The 17,102-nt window shown below is 45.4% G+C and carries 12 protein-coding genes; 6 read left to right on the top strand and 6 right to left on the bottom strand.

Annotation, left to right across the window (positions count from 1 at the left end; translation table 11 throughout):
- Window positions 1-20 precede the first annotated feature (20 nt).
- The 5 genes from ACUJFL_RS01625 to ACUJFL_RS01605 all read left to right on the top strand — a co-directional run bounded on the left by ACUJFL_RS01625 (window position 21) and on the right by ACUJFL_RS01605 (window position 9,254).
- A complete protein-coding gene (locus ACUJFL_RS01625) occupies window positions 21-1,388 on the top strand; it encodes an NADH-quinone oxidoreductase subunit L (protein ID WP_445428295.1) in 1,368 nt (455 codons plus the stop codon).
- Window positions 1,385-3,802 carry a putative inorganic carbon transporter subunit DabA gene (locus ACUJFL_RS01620; RefSeq protein WP_445425905.1) on the top strand — a complete coding sequence of 806 codons (2,418 nt, stop codon included), beginning with the start codon at window positions 1,385-1,387 and terminating at the stop codon, window positions 3,800-3,802. Before ACUJFL_RS01625 ends, ACUJFL_RS01620 begins: the two co-directional genes overlap by 4 nt.
- Window positions 3,799-4,593 (top strand): DUF6671 family protein, encoded by a 795-nt coding sequence (locus tag ACUJFL_RS01615; RefSeq protein WP_445425904.1) that lies wholly within the window; start codon window positions 3,799-3,801, stop codon window positions 4,591-4,593. The genes ACUJFL_RS01620 and ACUJFL_RS01615 overlap by 4 nt, the downstream gene beginning before the upstream one ends.
- Entirely contained in the window at window positions 4,590-5,570 is a 981-nt protein-coding gene (locus ACUJFL_RS01610; protein ID WP_306177427.1) for an L-threonylcarbamoyladenylate synthase, read from the top strand. The genes ACUJFL_RS01615 and ACUJFL_RS01610 overlap by 4 nt, the downstream gene beginning before the upstream one ends.
- Window positions 5,571-6,272: 702 nt before the next feature.
- Window positions 6,273-9,254: a TrlF family AAA-like ATPase gene (locus tag ACUJFL_RS01605; RefSeq protein ID WP_445428294.1), complete on the top strand. Its 2,982-nt coding sequence runs from the start codon at window positions 6,273-6,275 to the stop codon at window positions 9,252-9,254.
- 196 nt (window positions 9,255-9,450) lie between these two features.
- Here ACUJFL_RS01605 and ACUJFL_RS01600 read toward each other — a convergent pair whose 3' ends face one another.
- Window positions 9,451-10,005, bottom strand: a complete 555-nt coding sequence (locus ACUJFL_RS01600; protein WP_445428293.1) for a recombinase family protein — start codon at window positions 10,003-10,005, stop codon at window positions 9,451-9,453.
- Between the two features lie 261 nt (window positions 10,006-10,266).
- Between ACUJFL_RS01600 and ACUJFL_RS01595 the strand changes: the two genes are divergently transcribed.
- Entirely contained in the window at window positions 10,267-10,920 is a 654-nt protein-coding gene (locus tag ACUJFL_RS01595; RefSeq protein WP_445428292.1) for a DNA-binding protein, read from the top strand.
- 565 nt (window positions 10,921-11,485) lie between these two features.
- Here ACUJFL_RS01595 and dcm read toward each other — a convergent pair.
- The 5 genes from dcm to ACUJFL_RS01570 form a co-directional block, all read right to left on the bottom strand.
- The gene (gene dcm, locus ACUJFL_RS01590; protein ID WP_445428291.1) at window positions 11,486-13,150 is read right to left on the bottom strand and encodes a DNA (cytosine-5-)-methyltransferase; all 1,665 of its coding nucleotides are present in this window, start codon (window positions 13,148-13,150) and stop codon (window positions 11,486-11,488) included.
- Window positions 13,151-13,272: 122 nt separating this feature from the next.
- On the bottom strand, window positions 13,273-14,667 hold the full coding sequence (locus tag ACUJFL_RS01585; protein ID WP_445428290.1) for an MvaI/BcnI family restriction endonuclease: 1,395 nt from the start codon (window positions 14,665-14,667) through the stop codon (window positions 13,273-13,275).
- Between the two features lie 158 nt (window positions 14,668-14,825).
- Window positions 14,826-15,290 (bottom strand): recombinase family protein, encoded by a 465-nt coding sequence (locus ACUJFL_RS01580; protein ID WP_445428289.1) that lies wholly within the window; start codon window positions 15,288-15,290, stop codon window positions 14,826-14,828.
- A 207-nt stretch (window positions 15,291-15,497) separates the two neighbouring features.
- Complete coding sequence (locus ACUJFL_RS01575; RefSeq protein ID WP_445428288.1) at window positions 15,498-15,740, bottom strand: hypothetical protein; 243 nt, start codon at window positions 15,738-15,740, stop codon at window positions 15,498-15,500.
- Between the two features lie 287 nt (window positions 15,741-16,027).
- Complete coding sequence (locus ACUJFL_RS01570; protein ID WP_445428287.1) at window positions 16,028-17,059, bottom strand: Arm DNA-binding domain-containing protein; 1,032 nt, start codon at window positions 17,057-17,059, stop codon at window positions 16,028-16,030.
- Window positions 17,060-17,102 lie beyond the last annotated feature (43 nt).

Here is a 17,102-nt window from a genome sequence, read left to right as displayed (position 1 = left end):
TTAATCAGCCTAGGTGTGGCATGCAAACATTATTTCATTTAACCTCTTTAAAGCTGGTACTGCTCTCACTGGTTGTCTTACTGGGTATTGTCATTTGGCGTTACAGCGCCACCGCTTTATATGGTGAAGCCGAAAAAGCACGTTTTATGCGCGCGCTAACCGCAACGCTAGCAGCCGTGATGGTTACGCTACTGAGTAATCATCTGGTGCTATTCTGGCTCGGTTGGGTCGCCATCAGTTTAAGCGTTCAACAATTACTGCTGTTTTATCCCGAGCGGCCACGAGCACAACTGGCTGCGCATAAAAAAGCCCTTAGCGCACGCTTGGGTGAGTTGCTGTTAGCCCTCGCTATGCTATTACTGTATTTAGAGTTTGATACCGCTAGCATCAACGAACTGCTCCTGCAGCTTAGTCAAACGTCTGAAGCCTCAGCCATGCTGCACAGCGCCGCACTCTTGCTGGTAGCAGTAGCCTTACTAAAGTGCGCTCAACTGCCGTTACATGGCTGGCTGATCCAAGTGGTAGAAGCACCAACGCCAGTGTCGGCTCTGCTGCATGCCGGTATTATTAATCTTGGCGGTATCTTGCTGTTATTGTTTGCGCCATTACTCAGCCTGAGCCCTTTAGCCACGGCAGTATTACTGTTTGCCGCGCTAATCAGTACCTTTTTAGCCGCGCTGATAATGACCACTCGCGTTAGCATCAAGGTACGTTTAGCGTGGTCAACCGTGGCGCAAATGGGTTTAATGCTGGTGGAGATTGCACTGGGTTTGTATACCCTAGCGCTACTGCATCTGCTGGCGCATTCCTGTTACAAAGCCTATTCCTTTTTACACAGTGGCAATGCTGTGAATCATTACCTTGCCGCGCAATTGGCTGATCAGATAGAGCCCAGCGCTAAACACTGGTTTGCCGCTATAATACTGGCAGCCTTGCTCACTGGGCTAACCCATTTCATTGTGCCACTCGCCAGCTTAGCCAGTAGCGTGCTGTTAATCCTCGCCATTACCGTGTTGTTGCTGCCCTCGCTTAGCCGTGCCGATAGCCATCGCCTACAACGTTGCTTGTTAGCCAGCAGCTATGCTCTGGGTTTACTGACACTGTATCTGCTGGGTAAAACCTGCCTCTCTGCAGTTATGCCGACACCGCAAGGGAGCACATTTGTCGCTGATGTGCTAAGCAGCTTGGTATTTATCATCTTGTTTGTGGTGGCCGTTCTATTGCGTTATCACGCCAGCCAACCGGCGCTAAATCAGCTGTTTATTTGGCTGAATGCCGGTGGTTATTTGGATGAATGGGCAACCCGGTTAACCCTTAAAATTTGGCCTTACAAAGCAACAACGCCACAATCGAAAACCGCCTCATCGCAACTAAAGGAGCCATTATGAGTGCGCTGCAAAGCAACGTGGATATTACGCTGGAACAGACTGAACGTTTACTCGCGGCTGCCGCCCGTCAGATTGCACCACAGTGGCCATTAGATCAAATGATCGCGGTTAACCCTTGGTGGCCGAAACGCGCCACGGCCTTTACTGCCGTCTGTGCCGAACAACAGCTATTGGCTGGCACATCTTGCCTAATGCCGGCTGATTGGTATCTGGCACAGTGGCAGCAGCAAATTATGCCGAACCACTTACAGCAGGCACTGTTAGAAGCAGGCTTATCATTCAGCCATGAACAAGCCCTTGCTGGCATGTCGCAGCCCACTGAATTAAGCCAGTGGCAAAGCCTGCCCACACTGTTAGCAGCCCAAAAAAAAGCCACTTCAAGCTTGCCTTGGCCGCAGTTAATTCAACAACAGTTAAGCCAATTTCTGGCGCTCTATTACCAATATCCCGAGCGCTTTAATGCCGATGCCAGCAGCCCCGATCATGCCTATCACAGTTGGCTCAGTGTGGTGCGCCAAGACAAAGGCTTGCAGGTGCTCACCGGGCAAGGTTTAACGGCGTTATTTGTGGCATTGCCGGATTCACCCAAAGCATTATTGCAGCAATTAAGCCACTGGTTTGCAACGTGGCTACCGACTACACAAGCTCAACAAGCTTATTTCGAAAGTTTGTTACAAAGCCTGTCTGGCTGGGCCGGCTGGCAAGCATGGCTCGATTGGCAACAGGCTTTGCAAGGCCAGCAAGGCCAACATGCTGTTTGCCAACTGCTTTATATGTTATTGGGGTGGGATTGGGTGTTATGGCAACACAGCAAACAGCATAACCCGCAGCATCAATCGCTGCTACAAGCACTGCAGCAACAAGCGCAACACTATGCCAAAACGTTAGCACAGACCGAACGCTTATTGCATCTTCGCCAAGTATGGCAACGCGCACTGGAGCTAAGTGTGCAACAACCTCTGCTGCGCCAACTGCAGCAACAGCAAACGGTTGCAACTGAGCCAGCACAGCCCTTACTGCAAGCGGCTTTTTGTATCGATGTAAGGTCTGAGCCAATGCGCCGCGCGCTGGAGCAACAACATAAGCAAATCCAAACTCTCGGTTTTGCTGGCTTTTTCGGCCTGCCTATCGCTTTTAAAGCCACAGACAGTGCCCTTAGTCGGCCACAATTACCGGGGTTGTTAGCCCCTGCGTTACAAGTCACACAAATTCGTGCCAACACACCTACCCTATCACGCCAACCTGACTTGGGCTGGAAACAAAGCTTTGATCTCGCCTCCTCTAGCTTAGGCATGGTAGAAGCGGCTGGCGCGACTAAGCTACTGAGTTTAATCAAACGGGCATTTCTGCGCACCGCAGCACCGCATGCCATTAATAAGCACCTTACCGACAGCCAGTGGCAATTAAGTCAAGCCGACCAACCACTGAGCATCAGCGAGCAAGCACAATTAGCCGCTGACATTTTAACCGCCATGGGCTTACAGCATAATTTGGCGCCCACTGTATTGCTGTTTGGACATGGCAGCGACAGTTGCAATAACCCACATGCTGCTGCCTTAGATTGCGGCGCCTGTGGCGGCCAAACCGGTGAAGTCAACGTCAAAGTGTTAGCGCAAATGCTGAACGATGCGGCAGTACGTACCGCTTTAGCGTCTGAGCAGAATATTGACATCCCTGCTGACACCCAGTTTTATGCCGCGATGCACCATACTACCTCAGACGAGCTGGAAGTATACCGTGCGCCTGAGCAAGCACATTGGCTGCCATGGCTAGCCAAGGCAACTCAACAAGCCCGGCAACAGCGCGCGCCGCAATTTGGATTGAATGGTCAAAGCGATCAGGCGCTAGCGCGCTTTTTCAAACTGCGCACCCGTGACTGGGCACAAGTTCGCCCTGAATGGGGCTTAGCCAATAATGCCGCTTTTATCGTGGCACCACGCAGCCTCACCAAGAACCTCGATTTACAAGGTCGCTGCTTTTTGCATGATTACGATGCGGCACAGGACAGCAATTTTAGTTTATTGCATACCATTATGACGGCACCGATGGTGGTGACTAACTGGATTAACTTACAATATTACGCCTCAGTGGTTGCTCCAGAAAAATACGGCAGCGGTAACAAGTTATTGCATAATGTTGTGGCAGGCCATGTTGGTGTTTTTGAAGGTAACGGCGGTGACTTACGCACTGGCTTAGCCTGGCAATCAGTGCATGATGGTAAAAAATTGATGCACCAACCGGTTCGCTTAAGTGTAGTAATCGCTGCGCCAAAAGACGCCATCGCCAATATTATCCAGAGCGCTCCCGATGTGGCAGCCTTGGTCAATCAGCAATGGTTGTGGCTTTATCAACTGGACAAAGACGGCAGCGTGCACCAGTGGCAGCAGCAAGGCTGGCAAGAGACCCCGCTATGAGTGAAACCGTTGCCATAGCCACATTGCACGGTAAAGGGGCAATTATCCGCCCCATACTGGCCGAACTGGGCTGGCAGGTGCAAGAGCTAAACAGTTTTGATACAGATAGCTTAGGCACCTTTGCCAACGAGCGGGCACGCTTTATGTCACCGGTTGAATGCACCCTACGCAAAGCCGCTATTGCTGCCGATCTCAGTGGTTGCGCTATCGGTCTTGGCAGCGAAGGCAGTTTTTCCGCTGGCCCCTTTGGCCTAGGTACCTTTAACCAAGAACTGATTAGCGCGGTAAACATTGAGGCAGGCTGGGTTGTTACCGGGCGATTTTATGGCCCAAGTGCTGTGCAGCAGTGGACGATATCGGATCACACCGCACTACAGCAGGCGCTAAAACAGCTGCCTGCCGATCAACGTTTGTTGATCCAACAACAGCAACAGATCAGTAAAGGCTTAACATTGGCAGAAGCAGAACAACAAGCCAGACTGCTGTTAGCCAACGACGCGCTACAACTTAGTTATGATTTGCGTGCGCATTGTTGCCCAGAGCGCCAGCAACATATTGCCCATGCAGCCCGCGACTTGCTGCAGCGCTTAAAGCAACATTGCCCTGTGTGTGCCACCCCCGGTTTTTGGCCAGATCACGCCTTACCGGGTTTGCCATGCGAAGACTGTGGTGCCCCTAGCAGCTTAACGCGGCTGCGACGAGCCAGCTGCCAACGCTGTCAGCATACCGAAAGCTACCCGGTCGCAAAATCGTTTGCTGCCGCTCAATATTGTCAGATATGTAACCCATGAACACACTACGATTAAACGCCCAACAGGGCCAAGATATTGCCACCGCCGCTGATTTATTACAACAGGGTAAGTTAGTGGCCGTGCCAACAGAAACCGTCTATGGTTTAGCCGCCGATGCCAGTAACCCTAGCGCGGTAGCTGGCATTTTTACTGCCAAGGGCCGCCCAGCCAATCACCCGTTAATTGTGCATCTGCATGCGAAAACAGCACTAGGTGAGTGGGCAAAAGATATTCCCGCGGCTGCCTGGCAGCTGGCCGAGGCTTTTTGGCCAGGGCCATTAACCCTGTTATTGCCCAAAGCCGATCACGTTAGCCCAGTGATTACCGGTGGCCTAAATAGTATTGGTCTGCGAATGCCGGCACACCCGGCCTTGTTACAAGTATTGCAACTAAACCAACTGGCCGTTGCAGCGCCTTCGGCTAACCGTTATAAAAAGCTGAGCCCGACCAGTGCCGAGCAAGTACTTGCCGGGTTAAATGGCCGTATTGATGCGGTATTGGATGGCGGTGAATGTGAGCATGGTGTGGAGTCAACCATTGTCGATTTAACCGGCGAGCAAATCCGCATTGTGCGCGCAGGCCCCATCACGGCCTCGCAACTGCAAGCTGTACTTAAAACAACTGTACTGCAACCGCAGCAACATCAGATGCAAGTGCCCGGCAATGTTGATGCGCATTATCAACCGAATACGCCACTGCGCTGCTTAGATAGCGCACAACTGCATGCGTTGTTGTTAGAACAGCCAAGCAATATTGCGGTGCTGCATCTCAACGCTTTACCGACAGCACAAGCAGGAATTATCTGCAAACAGATGCCAACCGACGCTGCCGGCTACGCCAGCCAGCTCTATCGCCAGTTATACCAAGCCGATAAGCTAGGCGTAAGCGCGATCTGGTGTGAACTGCCGCCGCAAGGTGAAGCCTGGCTTGCTGTGCATGATCGCTTACGCCGGGCGCAGTTTATTGAGCGCTCATAGCGTCAACACCCTACTAACCTAAACAAAAACCCCGCAATAGCGGGGTGCCATTCAGTTTAACCTTTAGCATGACGCAGTTTGCTCACATCAACACGCCATGAATCATCCCTGAGGCTCGATTCCGGCCATCCATGGCCTTCAACGGTTGATTTAGAGCAAACAGGTCATGCTTAACTGACTTGCATTGCGCAATTGCGGGGTTTTGTTTAAGGCTTTGATTTTATGTAATTTATTGGCAATACATTACAAAGCTACATCTTTAGTGAAAGTCAAAACGGGACTATTACACTTCTTACTTTGTAATGACAAACAACCAGTTAAATCAATATGTTAACGTCATTTGCTGTCAAGTCACCCTAAATATGTAAAGACAGCGCCAAAATAGCCAATCGTCTTTACATTTTATCATGAAGGGTGCAAGTAGGCCTGTTTTGTATTTTATTACCCCATATTATCATTCACAGTGGTTGATTAAATATCGTGTAAATTGCCCAGATTTAAGACACTAATCTACGTTATTGTGCATGGCATACAGCTACTTATATACGCCTGAAAGATTTGAGAGCTTGAGCCATTCCAAACAGTAAGTCACTCAATTCCCGAAATCATATACACGTGGGGGACTAAGTGGCAATATACATTATTGAGACAAAATACCTGTTTAAATATTTAGGAAATTGGGAATCATAATAAGGGAAATCAATGATTAATCGCGGATCTGAGTGGCGGAGATGGGAGCCACATATACATGCGCCTGGAACTGTAATGAATAATCAGTTCGGTGGAGAAACAGCATGGGACGATTATATAAATGCACTTGAGCAGGCCACTCCACTCATCGAGGCTATTGCAGTCACCGATTATTATATAACCGACACTTATAAAAAGGTTTTGGAATACAAAAGCGCTGGTAGGCTTCCAAACGCTGCATTGATTTTCCCTAATGTGGAATTAAGACTTGATGTTGCTACTGCAAAGGGAGGTTTTGTAAATCTTCATCTTTTTGTTAGTCCCGAAGACGCTGACCACATTGAGCAGTTGGATAGGATTCTCTCTCGACTTCAATTTAACGTTATGCAGGACCGTTTTGATTGCACTCGCTCAGATTTGATCCGACTGGGTAAGAAAGCTGACCCAAGCATTACAGATGATCGTGCAGCACTTTCTCACGGCGCAAGCCAATTCAAAGTCAACTTTAAGCAGCTACGCGAAGTTTATGGCGAAAGCAGTTGGGCTAAAAACAACATACTTATAGGCGTAGCAGGAGGAGCAAGCGATGGGACGTCAGGTGTAAGAGAAGCCGCGGATCAGACAATTAGACGCGAGATTGAGAGTTTTGCACATGTGATATTCGCAAGTAGTGAGTCACAACGCGAATATTGGTTGGGTCGGAAGCCTTCAATGTCTGCGGATGAAATTCGTGACATCTATGGAGGGCTTAAACCTTGTCTTCATGGTAGTGATGCCCATAACTTAAAGAGTGTAGCCTCTCCATTTGGAGATCGATTCTCTTGGATAAAAGGTGGGCTTGAATTCGACTCGTTGCGTCAAGCATGCATCGATCCCGCAGACCGTGCATATGTAGGCAGTGAACCTCCAGCATCAGCAACTCCATCCCAAGTATTGTCAAGCATAGAGGTTTTAAATGCTAATTGGTTGACCACACCTAGAATACCTATAAATCCAGGTTTGGTAGCAATAATTGGTGCCAGGGGGTCGGGAAAAACTGCTCTAGCTGACATGATCGCAGCTGGTTGTGATTCAATCTCAGCGGAAACTTGGAAAGCAAATGAATGGGCTAATCCATCATTCCTTGTCCGTGCGCGTCCAATCATAGGTGAAGCAAAAGTTACAGTAGAATGGGCTTCCGGATTTAATCAAACAAGAGCGTTAAATGGCACGGATGCTCATGACCCGTATAGCTATGAACGGGTTCGCTATTTATCACAACAATTCGTCGAAGAACTATGCTCATCCAATGGACTTACGGACGGATTGCTTCGAGAAATAGAGCGAGTGATTTTTGAGGCTCATACTGAAGACTCCAGAAACGGTGCTTTGAGTTTTAATGAATTACTGGAACAGCGTGCATCTCGGCATCGTAATGCTCGCGTTAGAGAAGCTGAAGCTGTTTCACAGATTTCTGACCGTATCAGCGCAGAGCTTGAAAAGGTTCAGCTGATTGCCGGTTATGAAGCAGATATTGTGAAAAAAAGTCAGCTAGTTGATGCTTATACATCTGACCGAGCTAAATTGGTATCAAAAGGTAGTGAATCTAGGGCTCAAAGACATACTGAATTGGCAAGTGCGGCCAATCAACTAAGAGCAAAAATCCGTCAACTGTCTACCCAGCAGCAAACAATTCTCGCTATGCAGGATGAAGTGAACGACATGCGACGTAATCAGGCTCCTGAGGTACTTCGACAAACCCAAGCACGTCATGAGCAAAGCGGAATGTCTCCAGAGGAATGGGCTGCATTCTTAATCGACTATACAGGACCGGTTGACGATAATCTCGCAGGCTTTTTAAAATGGATCGATGGTGAGATATTAAAACTCAAAGGTACAGCACCAGCCCCGAGTGACCCTAATACTCCTTATTTTAATGATAACGTCGACCTCAATTCATTATCTCTATCAATTCTTGACGCTGAGATGGATAGATTGGGAAAGCTAGTAAACGCAGATAAAGATGCTCAACGACGATATGGCGCGCTCTCCAAAAATATTGCGACTGAGAACTCTCTTTTGCAAACTCTGAAAGAAAAATTAAGAGATGCACAAGGTGCGAAGGAGCGAATTAGTAAATTACAATCAGATCGTGAAATTGCATATGGCAGGGCTTTTGATGCGCTTATAGCTGAACAATCCGTTCTTGAAGAACTTTACACACCATTAATGGCTCGCCTTTCCCAATCCTCGGGCTCTTTACAAAAACTATCTTTCTCAGTCGCACGCATTGCCGATGTTGCTCAATGGGCTGAATCAGCGGAGGAGGGTCTAATAGACCTGAGAAAGGCAGGCGCCTTTAGAGGAAAGGGAACGCTTCAACAAAAAGCCAATGAGAGTCTCAAAACTGCATGGGAAAAAGGTGATTCTTCATCCGTGATAGCTGCTATGGAAGAGTTTCGAAGGCTTTATCAAAAAGAATTACTTGAGCATTCCCCAGTTGCCCGCACGGAACAAGCTGAATTTCGCAGTTGGTCTAAACGCTTCGCACAATGGTTGTTTAGCACAGATCATATCGAGATCCGATACGGAATTGACTACGATGGTGTGGATATCAGAAAGTTATCTCCTGGCACGCGAGGTATAGTTCTTTTACTTCTTTACCTCGCATTGGACGATAAGGATGATCGACCGCTCCTAATTGATCAGCCGGAGGAAAATTTAGATCCTAAATCAGTCTTTGATGAACTTGTTCCTCTTTTTGTGCAAGCCAAGTCACATCGTCAAGTAATAATGGTAACTCACAATGCGAACCTAGTTATCAATACTAATGCGGATCAGATCATCATCGCAGAAGCAGGTCCTCATCCACATGGGGAATTACCTACTGTGACTTATCGGACGGGTGGACTTGAAAACGCAGCAATCAGAAAAGAAGTCTGCAAAATTTTGGAAGGCGGTGAAACTGCATTCCAAGAGCGCGCGAGACGACTTCGGGTTCGATTAGAAAGATAATTGCAGTGAAGAATTGGTATCTAATCTGACTATTGCCTGTCCTTCACTGGTTTTGTCAGGTTAGATCCGATTTCCACTATGTTTTTTGAATTATGAACTTCCGAACAAAATGAACATATCTTGATGTTCGCTTAATTACCATTTTTAAAACATGAAATGAGGGTGAGCTTAGCTTCGGAGGGGAACAAGTTGATATCTACAACTCACTTTCTGTGAGTATCTTATACACCGTTGAACGACCAATCCCAAGCTCTTTTGATATTGCTAATGCGGACTTCCCGTCACGTTTCATTCGTGACACCAGAGTCCTGTTAACCGTTCGTTTTCGCCCGAATTTAACACCTTTCGCCTTGGCTTCCTGCCTACCCTCATTGGTGCGCTCTAAAATACGATGGCGCTCTGCCTGAGCAACGGCTGACAGTATTGTGACAACCATCTTACCCATTTCGCCTTCTGTGCTTATCCCGTCATCCAAGAAACGAATAGCGACCCCATTTTTATCAAACTCTTTAACTAGTTGGATCATGTCTGCTGTGTCCCGGCCCAGTCGGTCTAGCTTCTTGACCAGAACCACATCACCTTTTTCCACTTTTATCATTAACGTCTTCAGCCCATCCCGCTCAAGATGACTGCCAGATGCTTTGTCCACGAAGACTCGATGTGACTCTACACCATTTTCCAACAAGGCATTGACCTGGTTGTCGAGGGATTGTTGGCTGGTTGATACGCGAGCATAACCGAAAAGGCGCATAATCTGTCTCCTAAATCGATATGTAGACAATATGTCTCATATGTAGGCTTTCAACGATTTAATAGACAGTTTAGAAGGAGGGGTTTTGGGTGTCCACTAACTTATAATATTGTAGATACCCCCGCCTTAAAGCTAGATGCCTTATCTACCGCTGTCAGCAATAAAGATTTTCAAACGGTTGCTTGCTTTTAGCAAAACATAAAGCTAACTTAATTATGTTATTTAAGTTAATTAACTTATTTAAGTTATTTGGAGTTAGTTATGGGCAGGAAAGCAGAGTTCTCTGATCAACAGATCATCGATGTAGGGTTAGCATTGGAGCAAAAGGGTGAGTCTGTTAGTCCATTTGCTATACGAAATCGTTTGAATGGTGGAAGTTCTGTTCGAATTAAACAAGTGTGGGACACATTTATCCAAGATCGGTTGAGTCGCAGCCCCGATGAATCTGATCAAGTAGAAGTAGACCTACCAGCTGAAATAATGGAAACGCTTGGCCGAAATATTGATACAGCTACTAAGCAACTGCAAAAGCTTGCTGCGGAGAGTTATAAAACGGCACAAGAAGTCGCTGAAAAACGCGTAAAGTCCACGATAGATGAATATAAAGCAAAGGTGACTGTACTTGAAGAAGCGGAAAATCAGGCCACACTAGCACTCGAGTCTAGCGATAAGAAAATTGATGAACTGGAATCCCAGATTGAAGAGTTGCTCACAAAAAACGAATTCCTTGTAAGTGAAAACGCGCGGATCAGTGGAATGCTGGATTCTTACAAGGTAAGAATCGACCAGCTTGAACTCATCGATAAGTCGTATAATGAGTTATTACGTGAGTACGGAAAGTTAGAAGGTCGGCTTGAGGCTCTTAAAATCAAGCCCAATGAACGGATTGAAGAATCGAATCAAAACTTGGCTTAAACTTACGTAGCTCATGGAGAGAAATTGAAAATCCATTTATAGACTTGAGAGCATAAATAAATGGGTTACCATCCAGAGCATGATCGCCTTCTTTTGTTCGTCTATATACTTTGGATTTTCAAACCGTAACGAGAGGAGATTTTGGGATTTTTGTTCGGCGATGTCACCAGACGATATCCATGATCAGGGTTGTAGGTAACCACTTTTTGCTCTGATACATCTATACCCAAAATCAACTCCACTTTTTAAAAGTGACATATCATACTGATAAAAAACAAGTTACGAAATAGTCGATGATATCGAAAGTAATATCAAGGTTAATTTAATGCAAAAACCATTGTTTTATTACATCTTATTTTGAGCATTCCCAAATTTAATTAAATACTTCAGTAAAGAGCGTCTTTGCCATAGCAACGTCTGTTCTCAGCAGTATTTTGGACTTTTGACGGAAACATTATACCTAGTTGCTATGCCGTTCATTTTTTACTCAAAGGTCATCCCATTTCATACCCAATCGGCTGCCCAAATAGTTGTTTTGGCCAACGGTTTTCATTATGGTGATTCTTTACATTGCACTTTTTAATAGTTTCGCAACTGCCCTAAATACAGGCACTACGACCGAGTTTCCAAACTGCTTGTAAGCACTGGCGTCGGCGCAAACAATGCGGAAATCGATGTCATACTCACCTCTACCAGATTCAGGCTTTTCAAAGCCCATCAAACGAGCACATTCCTGTGGTGTTAAACGACGTGGCGTCTTATAGAGCGCATCAAATTCTTTGGCATACCGTCCAAAAGTCGCGTCATATTTTTCCTCACCAGCTTTGATCATGTCTTTGTATTCAGCTTCGGATGTGCCAGGGTTTTCTTGCTTAAACTGATCAGCAAAATGTTTGGCATAAGCCTCCCTTTCCTGATTTTTAGTGATAGCAAATTGTCTCTTTTCATTTAGGTATTCGGCTTCAAGTTCCGATTGGTTTATTAGAATCTCTGAGCCATCTTTGTAGTATCTTGCCGACAAAGTACGAGTAGTTGCTAATTCTTCTGACGGATTAACCAACCCAAATCCAAAACCGTTCCCCTTGGTTTGGTGTTTCAGTGCATAGTGGTAAAGATAATTCCAGAGATTGGGGGTTAGTGTGTATTTTTGTCTCTCCGCAGCATTTAAATCACAGAGGATATCGGCTAACGTATAGCGAGACTTCGGTTTTTCAATTTGACTTAGTGATAACTTCTTTAGCGATGGATTAGCATTAACGAGATCATTTCGAATTCCCACAAGGACAATACGCTCTCTGTGCTGAGGAATGAAGTGAATCCCGTCAATGATGGCTGGCTCATTTTTACGCTTTCGCACATTAGCTATCGCATCTTCGATGTCTGTCCCTGCATTGGTGATATCAAGTAGCCAATAGCCTAAGCGATCTAATGTACGGATAATTGTTGCAAAGGTGTTGCCTTTGTCATGGCTTTTCAGATTTTTAACGTTCTCCAGCACAAAATACTTTGGCTGTCTCGCTTCTATGATTTTTTCAACATCAAAAAACAAGGTTCCCTGAGTATCGCACTCAAACCCATGGGCTCTGCCCAGTGAGTTCTTTTTCGATACGCCTGCAATAGAGAATGGCTGACATGGGAACCCAGCCAGTAACACATCATGTTCTGGGATATGTTTGCGGATATGCTCGGCTTTTTCTTTCTCACTGATTAGCGCATTTCCGCTTTGTGTAACCTTAGTGATGTCCATGAAAGAACGATTACGCTCGGAGTTCTCCTCTACGGAATCAAGAAAGTAAGGCAGCTCGCACTCATCCACATAATGATTTGCAAGGTAAGTACGACGAGCCTTTGGCTCCCATTCACTAGTAAATACACATTTCCCACCAACTTCTTCGAATCCCTTACGAAGACCTCCAATGCCCGCAAAAAGATCAATAAATTTGAAGTCAGGGTTGTCCCAATGCTTAGGTTTGGCTGGAAGAAGTTTTTCGCGAATCATTTTAATGGTGTTTTCAGCGAAAATTATTGATGCTGTGTCAGGGTTCTTTACCCATTGGTTAATTTTTTCTCGCGGCAGAGTAATACCAATACTATTTAAATGTATTGAAAGATTTTTTTGATCGTAAATTTCGACCAAAAGTTTTAGAAGAGAGTTGGTTTCCAACTTTTGTTGTTCAATACGCCGTTGATCCACTTTATCGCCGATGCTGATGTACTCTCTATGCTGCATGGTGTATTTCCTGGGGATTTTTGTGCGCCATTCTATCACACAAAAATCCCAAGACCAGCAATAATTGCTGTACATAAACACAGTTAAATTGTAGGAGTTGAAGCGGCGAGCTCTTTGCTGGGTTAGCAGTTTTTGTCAGGGAGATTCGGGTTTACCCGTTTTATCTCATGCTCTTCATATAGTTCTGGTATGGCTCTATAAATATCGTTTACTCGCCATTGTGTTCTTCTCTTGCAGTTTTTTGCATTATTAGGATCATACTTTGGAGCAGGGTCGATAATAATAACTTCATCTAATATGGCATTAAGAAGGTGTTGGGGGGATGTTCCACGACACCATACGACTTTATTATCGAACATGACTTCATAATCATGCCCGGTTTTCCTTAAATCAGGATTATCAGTAAGTTTTTTGTTTGCAAACACATATACCGTTTCGTTGTGTTTTGCATCCCAGCCGCCTAACAATCGCTCCATACTCCATCCTGCGGCAAGATTGCCCGCATCGTCATAGAGACCGACGAAAAGCAATTGTGGTATCAACTGCTGGTTAATGTCGGTGTTTCTGTCATAACCATTAATGCGGAGCGTCAAGCCTGAACGATCACTACGTTTGTTTGCTTTGTGGTAACCTGTCCATCTCCAAACTCCTTCGATCTCATAGCCATAACTGGTCATGAAACGACTAAAATCTTCGGCATATACACCCATATCCGGTTCGGTGGTCATGAGAGTAAGCTTACTTTTAGTGTGCGCTTTTAATTCTATCCCCATGTAATCGCCGTGCTTGTCGGCATTGGGAATAATTCCAAGTGAATCTTCGAGCGTATATCCACATACCTGAGTTCCATTGAATGGGATTGTTTCATTATCCTTGGTCCGCCGAACACCAGGTAGCCAGGTATTCACCACACTGGCCAGCCTTAGCGCCAGATCATTTTTATTTAGTTCACTGTCCCGAAGAAGTTTAACTGTATCTGAACCCATATGGGCTTCGGTCTGAGTTAGTTCAATAAGTAAATTATCAGACGGTCTAACAATCATACCTACCGCTTTACGATCGTATGTGCGACCAAGGACAAGTACTCTTTTTGCGTCTGGATTCTCTGTGACAAATTTCAGAGTTAGGGATTTCGGTACTCGATTATTGCTTGCTCGTAATGCACTTAATCGAATCTCAGGGTATTGAGCATACATCACCATTTTTAAATGGGGAGCGGTCACCAGTGTCCCGTCAGTTTTTAACCAAGAAAAGCTGTCGAATACAGCAGAAGGAATATTAGCTCCTTTATTTCTACCGTTCTTTTTATTGCTTTCCACTTTACCACGCTCTTCGAAAGTGAGAGAAAACAATGACGCAAGGGAACTGAAATTTTTGTCCCAGTATATTTGGTTTTTTTCATTATGGTTTTGCTGGAGCACCTTGGCCATCACATGAGTAAACTCCTGTTCAGGGAAGTGCTGTAGGATTTGCTCGATGGAGTCGAGATAATAATCGTAAGGGTCTAGAGGCAGCATGAATATTCCTTAATTCCAGCTTGTTAGTAAGCCATTTTGCAGACGTTAGATGTTGAAGTCTATAATATTCAGATATTTACCAAACAATAGTGAACATGCAGATTGATGGTATTGCTATAAGGCTAGATTTCGTTGGATACAAAAATTTTGTAAACTGTCTATCGGCCAACACCAAGCACCTTTGATATTGCCGCGGCAGATATTCCGTCAGCCCTCATTTGCAAAACCTTTTCTCTATCGACTGAGGGCTTACGACCAAACTTACTCCCCCAAGCTTTAGCCTCTTGTAGGCTTCCATTGGTGCGCTCCAAGATACGATGGAGCTCAGCCTGAGCAACGGCTGACAGTATTGTGACAACCATCTTGCCCATTCCGCCTTCGGTGCTTATCCCGGCATCCAAGAAGCGAATAGCAACCCCACTTTTATCAAACTCTTCAACAAGTTGTATCATGTCTGCTGTATACAGGCCCAATCGATCTAATGTCAGTTGTTGTTGCTTGAAGTAGCTGTTCTCCCTTGCTAATAGTTGAATTTCTTCGTCTGATAGTCTGCGGCATTTCGACGCATAATCACTGCCATACCACCTTTTCGCACGCCATCCCTGTAGGCCGTCAGGGTGCATTTTAGGTATGCCGCATTTTGACCAACTAAGTTTGGGTTAGAGCCGATTTCTGATATTCCAAACTCAGCATGACAACCAATGCAGCGTTGCTACCGCTCCCGATCATGCTCAACATCACTTGCGGCTTCGCTAGCAGCCACTACTGTGGCAAGGAACAAAAAGGGGATTAGTCGAAGCATCATTACACTCTATCCTCCATAGCGTTCACTATATAAGTGCATGACAAGCATCAACATGGACGACCAGTGTTACGTTTATTAGCAAGCCTTCCAGAGTGTGTGAGCGGGTTGCAAACGCCATCTGTGGCTGGTGGTCAATCATAATTAATGAGTGATTGCTTGGAGTCAAAAGTGATCTTGCCGGGTTACCAGCAACTGCCAGTCCAATGATGCCAGCGGTAACCAAAACGCTTAATAATGCTGCTTTAACTACTTTGTTTAACTTTAACATGTCATAACCATCATTAGTTGAAGTCGGAGTACAGGTTGTCTGTCAACCCATGAGCGACATGTTAAAGAGAGCTTGTAATTATTAATATTTTATAATTACTTACATCATATTCTTAAAAATTGAATCGTCAGGTTAATGCAGCGGTCTTCCTCTGATGAGTTATTGATTAGCGTTTTCATAATGCGAAACGAGGTGGTCTATGAGCGAAATCGACCGTTTCATATCAGAAAAATTTCTGTTCAATTAGGATACTATTGGTTTGCCATCCCCTCCTGTGTTAAACCGCGCTACAATCTGTGGTTGATGATGTGCTGTGTCAGGATGCGGTGCACAGCAGGACGCCAGTGCAACCCTGTCTGACAACAAATGCTGTTTACACTTAACCCTGCTTCAAACAGATAAGCGACTGAGGCCTTTTTTAATACGTTGACGCCGAGCTCTGAGTAGCCCGCCTTAGCGCAAGCTTTCGGCCAACAAATCTTATGAACCCAAATAAGGTCAAGGCTGCGCCTTGTCCCATTGGTTTCAGACAGCACATATTTGAAGTTTCCTGTTTTCTTCATTTGGTGAAACAGTAACCTGCGAGCATATGGCTCAACATAAACATCTTTCTCTTTTAATCTGAATGACGATGTGTGAAGGTCATACATCGACCATTCAAGCGCCAGTAATTCTTTGGTTGAAATGCCGAGATAGTATTTCAACAAGAAGTATTCTCGGTATTTGATTGGTAAATGATGAGCTATACGTAAAACATCACGATGTGAGAGCGGATAATCATCCCGGTCAAAATGTCTTTGTGAAAAGCGAAATGGGCGAGGGAAGACATAGCATATCGCGGCACTATCAAGTACATCGACAATCATCGATATGACATGTCCGAGTTCATCTTGACTCAAGTCGAGCACATTGCGTAACACATCAACCAACTTCAACAGATGGTATCCAACGACTTCATCTACTTTTACGTTACCAATACATGCCACGATGAATCTGAACACTTCATCGGAAATTACACGGTGAGTTCCGCGATAGTTGTTAGCATAGTAAGATTCAAATGTTGGCAGTCCTCTCCAACCTGGTGACAAAAAGCGAGACTGCAATGAGTTGATTATCGACACATTTTGACTATGCGGGAAATGGTTCATGTAATCAAAGAGGCCATTATGCAAGTCGTCTTGGATCTTCAGGTTGGTTTGGGTGAGTGCATATCTGTTTCGGGAGGTATCCGTATACCCCGTTTTTTCACAAAATCGGCAGCCCAAAATTTTAAAACGCAATGACAGGGTACCATCAGAGTCACGCACAATAGCCTTCATTCCTCACCTCAAAAAACTGGGTTGGTGTTCATTGGTGTAAAAC

Source organism: Alishewanella sp. HL-SH05 (genome assembly GCF_052655985.1).
Note: the sequence above shows the minus strand (reverse complement) of the source record. Positions and strands in the feature narration are given on the sequence as shown.

What these genes read in the sequence shown, in the direction of transcription:
- ACUJFL_RS01585 (WP_445428290.1), bottom strand. Translation starts at nt 14,667, where the DNA reads ATGCTGCCTCTAGACCCTTACGATTATTATCTCGACTCCATCGAGCAA.
- ACUJFL_RS01615 (WP_445425904.1), top strand. Translation starts at nt 3,799, where the DNA reads ATGAGTGAAACCGTTGCCATAGCCACATTGCACGGTAAAGGGGCAATT.
- ACUJFL_RS01575 (WP_445428288.1), bottom strand. Translation starts at nt 15,740, where the DNA reads ATGTTAAAGTTAAACAAAGTAGTTAAAGCAGCATTATTAAGCGTTTTG.
- ACUJFL_RS01595 (WP_445428292.1), top strand. Translation starts at nt 10,267, where the DNA reads ATGGGCAGGAAAGCAGAGTTCTCTGATCAACAGATCATCGATGTAGGG.
- ACUJFL_RS01625 (WP_445428295.1), top strand. Translation starts at nt 21, where the DNA reads ATGCAAACATTATTTCATTTAACCTCTTTAAAGCTGGTACTGCTCTCA.
- ACUJFL_RS01605 (WP_445428294.1), top strand. Translation starts at nt 6,273, where the DNA reads ATGATTAATCGCGGATCTGAGTGGCGGAGATGGGAGCCACATATACAT.
- ACUJFL_RS01570 (WP_445428287.1), bottom strand. Translation starts at nt 17,059, where the DNA reads ATGAAGGCTATTGTGCGTGACTCTGATGGTACCCTGTCATTGCGTTTT.
- ACUJFL_RS01610 (WP_306177427.1), top strand. Translation starts at nt 4,590, where the DNA reads ATGAACACACTACGATTAAACGCCCAACAGGGCCAAGATATTGCCACC.
- ACUJFL_RS01620 (WP_445425905.1), top strand. Translation starts at nt 1,385, where the DNA reads ATGAGTGCGCTGCAAAGCAACGTGGATATTACGCTGGAACAGACTGAA.
- dcm (WP_445428291.1), bottom strand. Translation starts at nt 13,150, where the DNA reads ATGCAGCATAGAGAGTACATCAGCATCGGCGATAAAGTGGATCAACGG.
- ACUJFL_RS01600 (WP_445428293.1), bottom strand. Translation starts at nt 10,005, where the DNA reads ATGCGCCTTTTCGGTTATGCTCGCGTATCAACCAGCCAACAATCCCTC.
- ACUJFL_RS01580 (WP_445428289.1), bottom strand. Translation starts at nt 15,290, where the DNA reads ATGCACCCTGACGGCCTACAGGGATGGCGTGCGAAAAGGTGGTATGGC.